Genomic DNA, 13,003 nt, shown 5'->3' with positions numbered 1-13,003 from the left:
CTGAGCTTTGTCCCGCGCCCGGTCGCCGATCTGCCCTGGCAGATCATCGCCATCACCGTGACGATCGCAGCCTTCGGCGTGATCGTGCTCTATTCGGCCGCAGGTGGCAGCATCAGCCCGTGGGCGGGAATCCATGCATTGCGCTTCGGCGTATTCCTGGTGATGGCGCTGGTAATCCGCATGTTCAGCGAGAATTTCGTCAAGCTGGGCACCTTCCCGGCCTACGCGCTGTTCGCGGTGCTGTTGCTGTTGGTGGAGCTCGCAGGCGCGGTCAAGGGCGGCAGCCAGCGCTGGATCGAGCTGGGCGGTTTCCGCCTGCAGCCTTCCGAATTCATGAAGCCGCTGGTGGTTCTGGCCATTGCGCGATTCTATGAAATGATCCCCATCGGGCAGGCGCGCAGCTGGTCTGCGATCTGGCCGCCATTGGTGCTGATCGGCGTGCCCTGGTTCCTGGTGATGACCCAGCCTGACCTCGGCACATCGATTGCGGTGATGACCGGCGGCGTGACGGTGATGTTCCTCGCAGGCGTGCCCTTGCGGCTGTTCATCGGGGCGGGCATCGCGGGTGCCGCCTTCGTGCCCTTCGCGTTCTTTTTCCTGCTGAAGGAATATCAGCAGAACCGCGTGCTCATCTTTCTCGACCCGGAGAGCGATCCTCTGGGCACCGGCTATCACATCAGCCAGTCCAAGATCGCGATTGGATCGGGCGGTATCGGCGGCAAGGGCTATCTGCAGGGATCGCAGAGCCATCTCGATTACCTGCCCGAGGGCCATACCGACTTTGTCTTTGCCACCATGGCCGAAGAATGGGGGCTGATCGGCGGCCTGTTCGTCATCGGCCTGTTCGCGCTGCTGCTGCGCTGGGCCACCATGGTATCGCTCAATGCCCCCAGCCGCTTCGGCAAGCTGGCGGGCGGCGGGCTCACCATGGTGATCTTCTTCTATATCGCGATCAACCTGCTGATGGTGATGGGCCTGGCCCCGGTTGTCGGCATCCCCCTGCCCTTCCTCAGCTATGGCGGATCGTCGATGATGACGATCATGATCTGCATCGGCCTGCTGATGGGCATCGAACGCAACACCCGCGAAAGCGGCAGCAGCGCGGGCCGCGTGATCAGTTGATCGTCGATGTGCACCTCGCGGCTGAATTTTCTGCAAAAAGTCGCACAAAAGGTCTTTTCATCCGTCTCCAATCTTATATAGGCAGCGCTCTCGCGGCGGCGGGTCGATTCGATCTCGCCGATGCATGGATGGACGCATAGCTCAGTTGGTAGAGCAGCTGACTCTTAATCAGCGGGTCCTTGGTTCGAGCCCAAGTGCGTCCACCATTTTTCTTTTAAAAACAAAGGTTTAAATACCGACTGTTTTTACTGCCGCTGCCGATTAGAGCTCTAGGTAACGCCTTAGGTAACAATTGGGTTGGCGCATTTTTGTCAGCTAGCAGTTGGCATCTCGCGAAACAGCTTTGCGGAACCCTTCTTAGGCGTCGAATCAGTACGCCGGTTGAGGCAGAAATCGGACGAACGATTCTCTGGCGGGCTTCGTGCGACGAACGGCGCACGACGACATCGAACTGTCGCCCGTTGATGACCTCGTTCCAGCTGACGTCGGCATCACTTTTCGTGACATCATGATGTCGGCGACAATTCGCTCCAGAAATTCGTCTTCGCCCATCATCGCGCGCGCCGTTTCACATTGGCGAACGCCCGGCGAGCGCCTTATTGTTTTACTTTGGTTCCGCTATACTCTGCACATTACGGCGGCCCGGGGAAGGGAGCCGATCTGGTGTGGCGAAATGGCGATGGCGGACAACAAGAACCAGCATTTCGTACCGCGCACGCATCTGAAGCCATTCACGTTGAATGGTGAGGGCCTCGCGATTAACTTGTTCAACATGACGGGAATGAAGGCGATCCAGAACGCGCCCGCGAAGAACCAATGTTCGAAGGACTATTTCTACGGTCAGGATCCGCAGCTCGAACAGGCCATCCAGTCTGTTGAGGGGCATTACGGCAAGGCCGTGCGACACCTCGCTGAGGGCGGTTCGGTCCAATCGGGCGTGGACGTCGTGCTGCGACGCTACGTTTATCATCAATATTTGCGCACTGAGGCAGCGGCGCAGGCCTCGGCGACGATGATGCTGGCCATGACCGATCTTCCCGGCTCGGATTTTCCGATGCCCACGTTCGGGGAAGCGGTGAAGATCGCCACCAAACAAGCAATGCTGCACTACGCCGAGACAATGAGAATCGTCGATGATCTCAAGATGTGCATCGTCCGCAATGCGACCGACCTGCCGTTCGTCACATCCGATAATCCCGCCGTACTCACCAATCGCCTGCATTATCAGCGACCCCCCCCCGGCAAGCGCGCATTCGGTGTGAAGACCGCGGGCGCGCTATTTTTCCTGCCGCTGACTCCCTCTTCGTTAGCCTTGTTCTACGATGGGGCAGTCTACTCGATCGCCCACAAGAGGCATTTGGTGGATGTCCGGCGCCTCTCGGACGTCGCGGCGCTTAACGACCATCAATATCTCAATTGCGCCGCCAACATCTATTTCGGCGAATGGGAGGGCCGCGACCGGGTTGCAATCGCGGCAGCGAACGCCGCGGCGCGCCGACCGGCCACGCCACACACACGGACGCATGCGGTGATCGACCAATCGGACGATTTGGGCGAGCGTTTCAAGGTTGAGCCCGTTTCCGATATTCGCGATGGGCGCAAGCGACTTGTCCATGTCGTGATGAATAAGCCGACCCCATCGACCTGGCCCTCGTTTCTCCGATTTCGCGCCAATCCCTCGGGCTGGTCTAACGGAACCGGCGCCGGGCTGACGCGACGGGGCTGCCTCGATCAAGGTTATGTCATGGGGCGCGGTTATACCCGGGTCAGGGTCTGAGCTCGTTGGCTGAACTCTTCGTGCTGATCCGCGATTCCTATTCGCTCCGCGATGCAAGATCATAGAGTGCATTAAGGAAGACAGCTACGTATCGCACGGCGCTCGCCGAGGCCGGTCGCGACGTGCGCCACCTGTCGAAATCCGGACCCGGTCGCTGCCGGGCGATGATCGCGATCTATGTCTGGCGACTGCGCTACATCATTGATGCCCCCGTCTGCATGGTTGCGGAGGATCTTCATGCCGGGCGCAACGGCGAATGTTCATCAGGATAATTGCCGCCCAGCAGCAGCTCGGTGTCGATTATATTGGGATCAAGAAAGCGTGGATGCTGTAGCACGACCGCTAAGACCTTGCGGATGAGCTCGAGAGCCGCAGCACGCGCAGCAAGGCCGTCGACGGTCGGGTCGCCCTTTTTGCGCTTGCGTGTACCGTGAACGATCCGGGAGCGCGCGTCGTAAATTTTATTGACCGCCGCCGCCACGGCCGGCGCGCTACCTGGCGTTGAAAGATTGGCGAGGGCGCCTGCCCGCAGCCGCAACTTGTAGCTGATAGCCTGCGGTTCGCTATCGCTCAACAGGATCTCCAAGCCGATCACCGCATCAAGAATGGCGTCCGCCGCATCTTGGCGGATCATTGCGGTGTTCATCCGTCGCATGGCCAAATTCAGGCGGTCGTCGCTGGCCGACTGGATACTCGCCAATACGGCCGCAGCCTCACGCATCTGGTCGCGGGTGATGATCGGGAGATCCTCGCGCATCCATCCGAAATTGTCGAACTCTTCGGGGTACCGTCGCGCGCCGACTCCATAGACTTCGGGCGTCTCGTCGCTGTGCAGATGGCTCCACCCCCGCGCCAGCCGCAGTTCCTGCGCATAGCCGGTCGCCACACCAGTTACGAGCCGCAGGGCCGCGAATAGTTCCTCGATCGTCTCGCTTAACGCCGGCGTCGGGTAGGACAGATTATTAGACACCTGCATCCAGGGTGCGTTGCCCCAGCGCCAGCCGGTAATGACGAACGCGTGGGTCGCAGCGGCAAGCACGCCCTCATGACCACTTGCGCCATAAGCCTTGGCCGTCCAGCGCTTGCGATGTAGCGTGTCGCTCATTCGCATGATGTAGGCATTGGGACCGAGCCGCAATCGGTCGAAGTCGAACTTCACGAGCGCGATCGGCACCATGGTCGCAACCTCGAGGCGGCCGTCGAAAAAACCATGCAAGACGGGCTTCATGATTACCCGGCGCTTGCGGTCATCGAATTCGGTGTCGCCGTAAAGCTGGAAAAAGCGGTTCGCTGCATGCCCCAACTGAAGCTCGATCTTGATGCGCTCGATGTCGATATAAGGATTTTCTTCGCCGCGCGGGCTCGTGACGACGGAAATCGCGCAGTTCGGATTGGCCCAGACGAAGTCGACCAGATCGTCGACTTCCTCGAACCGACCTACGTCCAGAGCCCGGACGTGATCCGGGCCATAAGGGTTCGGATCGGGCTCGAGCAGTTGAGTATATTGCAATGGTCCTGTCGCCTCCCAAGGATGACCGTCGGTGATCGAGGGCATTCCATTGTCGCGATACGACACCTTGGGCTCGCTCGTCTTGCGACGCGGTTTGCGTCCGGCGGCCAGTTCAACGCGGATGGCTTGGATGACCGTCGTGAGCGCGGCGATAAAGCGGTCGACGAGTTCGCGCTGAATATCTGTTGCCGTCGCTCTTTCCATTGTCGCTGTGTATCTCAAGCAGCCGCTAGCCGCCAACGCAAATGGGGAGGCGCATTCGCTCGTCGGATCACGTACTTGTCGCACAAGACCAGGGGCGATCAACTATGACCGACTATCTATGCCACGCTTGCGTGAAAGACGCCTTTCTCAAGGCGGAGATCAAAGCGCTGAAGGACAAGCAGCTTTGCTCATGTTGCAGCAAGATACGTCCCGCGATCGAATTCGTGGCTCTGGCCGAACGGATCGATGATGCGGTGTTCGAGCATTTCCGACCTTCTCGGGGCAGCGAAGGGCAGACCTACGCGGAACTGATCGAAGAGCATGCGGGGATTGGTGCTGCGATTGCCCGGGAAATGCAGGCCTATTTCTCGGCATCGCGAGGGTACAGGGCGGCGAAGGACGGCGAGGAAAACCTGTATGCGGATACAGTTGGCTATATAGAGGCCGGGGTCGATACCGCGCGCTATCAGGAGGGGTGGCGATCGTTGCAACATAGCCTGCGCACCGACGCCCGCTATTACAACAATGCCGCTAAAGCCTGGCTTGACGACGTCTTCAAGGATGTGCCGGGTCTAGCGATCTGGAACGGTCAGCCGGTGATCGACACATGGGCCCCCGGCCAGGTGACGCTGATGCGTGGACGGGTGGCAAAAACGGACGCAGAACTCGAACTGTTTCTGTCGAACCCGGCAGCCCAGCTCGGCTCACCGCCGCCCGGAACCGGGTCGGTCGGTCGGATGAACGCGGCGGGCATTTCCGCCTTTTACGGCGCATTCGATCTCGAAACCTGTCGCGCCGAAATCCGCCCGCCAGTTGGCAGCCACGCGGTTTTCGCCCAGTTCGAGACCATCCGACCACTTCGCATCCTTGGCCTAGAATCGCTGGCCTATGCCAATATCGAGGGTAGTATTTTCGATCCCGATTATGCGCGCCGCATCGCACGCGCGGATTTCCTTCGCCGGTTCGACGATGAAATCTCGCAACCTGTCATGCCAGGAGATGAGGCCTTCGGATATTTATCGACGCAAGCGGTCGCGGACTATCTCGCGCAAATACTGCAGCTCGATGGCGTGATGTTCCGGTCGACCCAGGCGGGGCGCGAGCGAACGATGTCGGGTCGCCCGCGCCGGAACATCGTCCTCTTCAGCCACGCGGCCCGGGTCGAGCCGGTCGATAGAAGCGGTTTCAAGACCGAACTTCGCATCGACGCGCTGGTTCGGGAGCATGATTCCAGTCTCTCGATCACCGACTATATCCTACCGAAGAAGCGCAAGGCGAAGAAGATGCAGGAGTCCATCTTCGATATGCTGATCGAGCCGAACGTCGAGAGCGACCCCGACGCCCGGATGCCAGCGCTGCGCTACGTCCCCAATAGCGTGTCGGTCCAGTATATCCACGGGACGAGTTACGACACTACCAACCGGACAATTTCGAGGTCGACACTTAGTCTTGCGGACGTGAAAAAGTGGGAATTCTAGGCAGGCTAGTATTCGGACGACGCGGCCCCTTCGCTCGGTCGCGATCTCTCTCATGCGCATGTGACCAGAGAACGCACCCTCGTCGGCCCGGACCTTGCAGCCGTTCAGCCAAGCGCCACAATTTGAGATATTGAACCGGCCGACGAGCGAGGCCATTAGCTGCTGTTACCTTATCGTGAATTGATGCCGCAAATAGGCCGGAATGGTAGTCGTGAAACTTCAGAGACGTCCGGACAAGCAGACGCCATTTCGACTGGGCTTGGCCAATTTGCATCCGTGGACAACGAGACGGGCAAAAGGCACTGATTATCGGTGACAGGACGATGACCACTCCAGACGCGCTGCTTGCAAGCGTTGCTGACGCAGGCCGCACTTTGGTCTTCTGCGACGAGAGCGACCTCACCATTGGGGCGACTTCGACGATGTGCGCAAAGATCCACGCTTGGGTGGGCCTAGAGATGCCGTCTGACGCCTATTCCGCCCTCTCCAGCGCCGTGCGTTGGTATCAGGCTAGTCATCGAGTTCCTGAGTTTCATGGCAACGAGATCGTCAACGCAGGCTCGAAGTCAGCTTGGAGGCCACAGTCTTTCGAGCGCAGGCTGGATGCTTTTCGCTTCGCGTGCAACCTCGTCGTTGAGCACGCCGCATTGCTTCTGACGGTCCATATTCCCGCTGAACAGTATCAGAACTGGGTCGACGAAGGCCGATGCAGGCCCGACAGTCATAAAGACGGCGTGAAAGAGGTGTTCGCGAAGTCAATCGTCGAGCACCTCGCCGATCGTGCCCCGGCTCTCCTCATTTTTGATAAGCACAAAAACAATCCGGGTCCAACTCTGTTGCCGGTGGCGAATGCGCCTCACCTTGCCGGGGGCGGGATCCTGCTAGCAGACTCCAACGCCGTCGCCGGCCTACAGATCGCAGATGTCGCGGCCTATGCGATCGGCCGCTATCTGAAGCGGCGGGACCGGCTTCTTGACGATACGGCGAACGCCTTCGATCGCGTTGCCGCAAAAATGCTCGAGGATTTGCCGCGACCAGTCCGCTCACTGCTGGGTTAGACGCCAAGTATTCCAGCGGGAATACGTTACGATGTCTTGATTGTGAAGAGTTCAAGGTGCAAACTGGACCGGCAATGGCGATGCTCATACCCCCGGCCGATTTGCCAATTCCCCGCCTGCGCCTGCCCATCGCGCCACCTGCCTCGCGTCGACTGATGATCCTCGACACAAATATCATGCAATACGCCATCACGAGTCAGGGCGGGACAGTGATTCATCGGTTAAACACCGAGATTGAAAGGACTCGTATAGCTGAGGCTGCCGAGACCGGATTCTGTATGACTCCATTTCAAATTCTCGAGGTGCTCGGGACCGTGGTTCCTGACATTGGAGTACCAACCCAGCCTTCAAAGGGCCAATCTCGAAGACAGCTGCTCGACCAAGTCATCAACGAAGCGCGAGCCAAGTACGCTGCCCTTCCGCAACTGGCCCAGAGCAGTCTCGCGACTCGAGCGGCTGAGCGGCGATCCTACCTTCCGGAGGAAGCCCATGCGCTGTTCGACCTTTGTATCACTGGTCCATGTTCACAGACCGATTTAACTCTTCAGATCGCCTCGTCGCTCGCTTGGGATTACGGTTTGAAGACCGTATTCCCAAAATCGATCGCGCAAGAGATCGATGACTGGCTGGCCGCGCTACTGCTAGTGACGGGCCAATCGCAGCTCAGCCGGTTTCGTATAGTCAAGCGTCTTTGGGATGTTTTCTACGCGAAAGGGCAAAAGCTCGTGCCGCAAGCTGTCGAAGGAATTGAAGCGGCGAACAAAGCGATGCGGCTCAAGAGTCGTCGCGACTTCCTGGATTGCGACCTCTATCACATGGCATGTTTCGGTTGGTTCGACGCAGATGTGACTGTCCTTACGTGCGACCCGCCTGACGGCATCATGAACAGAATTGCGGTTTACAAAGGTGTGGTGGAGAGTGTGGCGGCCAACGCACCCGACATTCCGGAAGATTGCCTTCCGGCAGTCCGCGTAGGGATCATTGCGCGGTGTGAGCCGACCGGCGAGATTACTCACATCTTCCCCGTGCAGGGGGTGCCAACAATCGTCTAACCAAGGTCTGTTTTTCTCGACTTGGCACCCAAAACCCGGCGTGCTTGTAGCGGCCCACCTTCCATCGTTCTCCGACGCTGGCCGCAGGAATCTCGATGTCAGCTTCTGTTAGGAGTTGCCGTTCACTATTTGGGCCGGGAAGGTCCAAAAGCCGGGAGTTCGGCAAATGCGCCAATGGCAAAATGACGGGTTCTGGGGAGTAACCGGCGGAAAGCAGCCATCCGATCTTCCACTCGGCAACGGCAGTCCTTGACCCAAGTCATACCAACCTGCGCGGTGGCTGACTCACGGGGGATTCCCAAGGCGGCGAAAATCTGAATCTATGTCGCTCTGGCTTTGGAGTGCGGCGCGATGGGTTCAGCGATCGGCTTGCGGGAAGATTTCAATGGTGCAACTCTGCGCCGATTGTCGCGAACGACGAAAAGCGCGAACCAGGCGCGTCGGCTGTTGGCCTTGGCTGAAATTTACGACGGCGGCAGTCGGAGCGCGGCGGCTCGGATCGGCGGCGTCGGGCTTCAGATCGTGCGGGACTGGGTGATCCGGTTCAATGCCCGTGGTCCCGATGGACTTCTGGATGGCAAGGCGCCCGGCCCCCGTTCGCGGTTGAACGATGCGCAGCGTCGGGCGCTGGTCGATGTTGTCGAGAGCGGCCCGATCCCGGCGATCCATGGGGTGGTGCGCTGGCGGCTGATCGATCTGGTCCAATGGCTCCATGACGAATTTGCAGTCTCGCTCGACGAGACCACGGTCAGCCGCGAGCTGAAAAAGCTGGGCTATGTGAAGCTCACCGCGCGGCCTCGCCATCATGCCCAGAACGAGCATACGATGGAGGCCTTCAAAAAGGGGGCTTCGCCGCCGAGCTGGCAAAGGTCAGAGCCTCCCTCCCGAAGGGCACGCCGATAGAGATCTGGTTCCAGGACGAAGCTCGCGTCGGCCAGAAGAACAAGATCACCAGGCGCTGGGCGAAACGCGGAACACGTCCCTCAGCGCCGAAGGACCAACGGACGAAATCAGCCTACATCTTCGGCGCGATCTGCCCGGACCATGGTAAGGGTGCCGGGCTCGTCCTGCCCTTCTGCAATACCGAAACCATGGCGCTGCACCTCGCCGAGATCTCGCTCGCCATCGCACCGGGCGCCCATGCAGTCGTCTTGATGGATCAGGCCGGATGGCACACCACCGGCAAGCTCGAGATCCCCGACAACATCAGCATCGTCGCGCTGCCCGCCAAGTGCCCCGAGCTCAACCCAGTCGAGAACATATGGCAGTTCATGCGCGACAACTGGCTATCGAACCGGGTCTTCACCTCCTACGACAACATCGTCGACCACTGCTGCGAGGCCTGGAACAAGCTCATCGATCAGCCTTGGCACATCATGACGATCGGCCGCCGAAAGTGGGCGCGTGGGTCATGATCAATGCAGCTTGGTATCAGTCCTTTTAAATTGGCCACCGCGAGCGTCTGCTTCTGAAAGAAAACCGCCGGGCGAATAACCCTTAGCCAACAGGACCCTTTTGCACGTTTTCGATCCTCTCGGGAGAAGGCGCGAGACTGAGCGGTCGTAGCGCGCGTCGCGCCGAATTCACAAAGTGGCGAGCGCCAGCCGTTTTATAGTGGTGCCAAAACACGCGCCACAGCAAGTGGCTCGCTAGCACGATTCGCATCAAGGGAGAGCCGCGATAGTCAGCAAGTGCCGCTTTGAAGCTATCCTTTCCGCGCGCCGGATCGACTTCGAGAATCCAAGCGCCGAGTAGCAGGCGCTGGATCGGGTTGTCTGGAGCCGCCTTTTCCAAAACCGGCGCTAACACGCGCACGCCGGCTGTCGCCGCGATCCTCGAAAATACGCGGCCCATTGGCTCAATCATAGTGTTCAGTTCAAAGCTGTGGATCATGAGTTGGAGATCTGCTTTCACCTTCTCGAAATCCGACTCGCCCGCGCCCAGTTCATCAACCACCTGCCAAATATTTTCGTCCGCGAGGAGATCGTTCCTCATCGCCGAAAAATCGACACGCAACCGGTTCCTGGTCCATATATTCGAAAATCGGTCTCCGACCTGCAAAACCAGGTTGGCCAGTCTTACCTTCTCATCGCCGCCGATGCTTTCCGAGCCCGACCCCACTGCGGTTGCCGCAAGCGATAAGCTGCGCGACAGGGCGTTGAGCGTGTCGAACTCGTTTCGCACGTCGTCAGAAATTTCCGTCTGTTGCGCAGGGTTGCGTTGCCCAACCTGGCTACGAACATACCGCCGCGCATCAAGTAACCGCTGTTTCTCGCCCCGGACCTCGGAACCCGACGTCTCGTCCTTGTCCATGCGCTCTGCCGTTTCCATTAGCCCCTGTGTCAGGCTGACCAATTGGCGCGGACTAGAGAGTGTCGTGAGCCGCTGCTCCTGATCCAAATAGATATGGTCGCCTTGGTACAGTCCGTCGGCAACGACATTTGCGGCTTCACCGAACTTCGCAATCTCTGCGATCACACTGCTAGCAGGGCCCATTTCGCAATAGAGGTCAAAGGCGTAAAAATTGAAATCATCGCGATTGGGCCTAAAATAATCTTCCGCGAGTTCGAGATTTTCACGGAGCGCCTGGGCAAGCAAATAGCTTTCAAGATAGGGATGCGTGACGTGGATAACGCCGTCTAGACGATACAAGAGTCCGATGTCGAAGAAAGGCGCGAGGAAATCCGGCGCGGGTGTAGGCAACAAACCGTCTGCCAGAAAACACGTGGCGAGATTCAGAAGTTTGGTATCGTCCAAAGCCGCTTTTCCGCAAGCCATCTCCAGAACTACGGACCGGAGGAAGCGCTCGCGTGTTGTGCGACTGAGCGGCGGGACCGATTTGTCCGCTGCCACCATCAGGCTAAGCAGCGCATCGACCGCAAGCTGGATAAGCTCTGCACGCTTGTTCGCGTTGATCAGCGCTGCAAGCGCCTCTTCCGGGATGCCGGCAAAATAGGTCGGATGCGCATCGAGCCGGAACTTGCGAAATGTATCATCGAGCCGGATCGCCACGACCTCGGCTTCGCGCGCTGTCATGTCGAAAGCCTTTTCAAGGAAGAAGGCGGTCTCCGAGAAAGAGACTGGCGCGATCTCATACTCCTTAAATCCGTTTTCCTTTATAAAGTCATCGACGGCGGCAACATTGTCTTCTGCCTTGGTGATAACGACAACATACGCGCCAAGGTCCCTCAGCTCCGCTGCGAGGTACTTCATGCGGTTGCGCGCGTGAAAAAGTGGTTCCTCTATTATCACGACCCTGAGGTACTCGGGCTTCCCCTCTGTCGCTGTAAATGCGGCAGGGAGTGCTTTCTTGAACCCGCTATTGGGCGGATTGATCGTGTCGCCGCCGATGACGTAGGGCAAAACGACCTTGCCTTCGATTTGCTGCCGAATGAGAGCATGGGCAACAGACCAGCCGAGCGCTTGGCTAGGATAGCTCCGCGGTAGGCGGATCAGGATCCGCTCGTCAATGCTGATACAATTGATCAGCGTATCGGGGCTTTCGAGCTCCTTGCCCGCGAGCTCGTCGGCATAGTTTATCTTCTGTGCTCGCGGGATAGGCAGATAAAAGCTTTCCGGCTTCGCCCTGAATTCCGGCGACCGCTCAGCGAGTTTGGAACGTATGTCGGCATCGAGGTCTGATACGACGCTCGATTGGACGTCGGTCTCAGGGAAGAGGTCGTCGGTCTTACTGAACTTCTCATATTGGTATCGCGAAGCAACATTGATGAATCGGTCATTGGCCAACTGCTGCTTCAGCAGTCGGGATGCATTGGCCATCGCGAGCCTACGGGCACAGCCTTCGCTTCGCGTCTCCAGTTCTTCTTTATTGCCATCCGCGTGATCGCTAATCCCTCTGATAGCGATTGCCGGAATTTGGGCCCTTGTCAGGCGGCAGAAAATACCACCGGACTCGGTTTCAATGGCTGCAACCTTGCGATGCAGCGATTTCAGCTTTTCATTGAATTTTTCGCTAGCGACTACTGGACCACAGGCCAAAGGCCCGACAACAATATCGGGCCCTTCGGCGCGGACCATATCGCCTAGGGCAGCCGCATCATCATCAATCCCTCCGTCGAGGCGCCAGTCTGAATATAAGCTCGCATATTCAGGATGGACTTTGAAGAAGGTGAAACTCGAAACCAGTTCCGCGTCGATGCTATAGAAATCAGGCGCGAAGCTGATGTCTGTCACACCCCCTTTTTCCGAAATTTTGTTATTATGCAGCACATCCATGATCTCATTGGAAATGCTGACATCGCCAATCATCAGATCGCTGCTAATACCGCCCGCAATTCCCACAACCACAATCAGATCTGGCTGAAAATCGGTAATCGCTTGGTCGGTTGACAGCAACGCGCTTTGCGATCCCATCTGTTCGGCTAGCACGGAAATGAGCCGTACGTCCTTTCGTCCAGAATCATGCTCCAGACGGACCTGTGTACTCGTGCTGCAATCTGACGTTACCGGAAATATGGTTTGAAAAATTTTGTGTTCGTCAGCGAGCGCAATCAGCGCAACGATCGTTTTGTTGTTTGTACCCATAGCTTGTGTAATGCGCGATAATCAGCATGCGGTCTATAGAGTTTTTATCCACAGTAACGCAGTTGACTAACGTTTCAGTTAGTCTGCCCGCCTTGCCTCGACTTTGGCCGCTTTCACCTCAGAGCGCGGCCGTTGTGTCCTTGTAGACCCGCCGCCTGGTCGCTATGGCTCCAGATACGGTCGTGATCCTTGCTTAGCGGAGCGTTCGCTGAGTGTCGGCTTTGTGAACCGTGTCTGCTGCTGAACCTGCCGCGCCC

At 58.2% G+C, this 13,003-nt stretch carries 8 protein-coding genes and 1 tRNA gene; 7 read left to right on the top strand and 2 right to left on the bottom strand.

Annotation, left to right across the window (positions count from 1 at the left end; all coding sequences use genetic code 11):
• The 3 genes from rodA to LI72_RS02745 all read left to right on the top strand — a co-directional run bounded on the left by rodA (position 1) and on the right by LI72_RS02745 (position 2,899).
• Entirely contained in the window at positions 1–1,122 is a 1,122-nt protein-coding gene (rodA, locus tag LI72_RS02755; protein WP_033925207.1) for a rod shape-determining protein RodA, read from the top strand.
• A 130-nt stretch (positions 1,123–1,252) separates the two neighbouring features.
• Positions 1,253–1,328, top strand: a tRNA-Lys gene (locus tag LI72_RS02750).
• A gap of 215 nt (positions 1,329–1,543) precedes the next feature.
• Positions 1,544–2,899, top strand: a complete 1,356-nt coding sequence (locus LI72_RS02745; protein ID WP_081984580.1) for a DUF4238 domain-containing protein — start codon at positions 1,544–1,546, stop codon at positions 2,897–2,899.
• 235 nt (positions 2,900–3,134) lie between these two features.
• Here LI72_RS02745 and LI72_RS02740 read toward each other — a convergent pair whose 3' ends face one another.
• Positions 3,135–4,613 (bottom strand): HEPN domain-containing protein, encoded by a 1,479-nt coding sequence (locus LI72_RS02740; RefSeq protein WP_033924396.1) that lies wholly within the window; start codon positions 4,611–4,613, stop codon positions 3,135–3,137.
• A 104-nt stretch (positions 4,614–4,717) separates the two neighbouring features.
• On the opposite strand from LI72_RS02740, the gene LI72_RS18870 reads away from it, so the two are divergent.
• The 4 genes from LI72_RS18870 to LI72_RS19460 all read left to right on the top strand — a co-directional run bounded on the left by LI72_RS18870 (position 4,718) and on the right by LI72_RS19460 (position 9,616).
• The gene (locus LI72_RS18870) at positions 4,718–6,091 is read left to right on the top strand and encodes an RES family NAD+ phosphorylase (protein ID WP_197051789.1); all 1,374 of its coding nucleotides are present in this window, start codon (positions 4,718–4,720) and stop codon (positions 6,089–6,091) included.
• Between the two features lie 323 nt (positions 6,092–6,414).
• The gene (locus LI72_RS02730) at positions 6,415–7,149 is read left to right on the top strand and encodes a DUF3800 domain-containing protein (RefSeq protein ID WP_156139457.1); all 735 of its coding nucleotides are present in this window, start codon (positions 6,415–6,417) and stop codon (positions 7,147–7,149) included.
• Between the two features lie 74 nt (positions 7,150–7,223).
• Positions 7,224–8,201: a hypothetical protein gene (locus tag LI72_RS02725; protein ID WP_033924394.1), complete on the top strand. Its 978-nt coding sequence runs from the start codon at positions 7,224–7,226 to the stop codon at positions 8,199–8,201.
• 351 nt (positions 8,202–8,552) lie between these two features.
• Positions 8,553–9,616 (top strand): IS630 family transposase gene (locus LI72_RS19460; RefSeq protein ID WP_156139456.1). Its coding sequence is split into 2 segments (ribosomal slippage): positions 8,553–9,044 and positions 9,047–9,616, totalling 1,062 coding nucleotides; the frame shifts between segments, so codons are not numbered across the junction.
• A gap of 82 nt (positions 9,617–9,698) precedes the next feature.
• Here the strand turns inward: LI72_RS19460 and LI72_RS02710 are convergent.
• Positions 9,699–12,746: a phosphorylase family protein gene (locus LI72_RS02710; RefSeq protein WP_033924391.1), complete on the bottom strand. Its 3,048-nt coding sequence runs from the start codon at positions 12,744–12,746 to the stop codon at positions 9,699–9,701.
• Positions 12,747–13,003 lie beyond the last annotated feature (257 nt).

Source organism: Sphingomonas sp. 35-24ZXX, from assembly GCF_000786215.1.
Lineage (GTDB): Bacteria > Pseudomonadota > Alphaproteobacteria > Sphingomonadales > Sphingomonadaceae > Blastomonas.
This window is presented reverse-complemented; position numbering and strand designations above follow the sequence as displayed.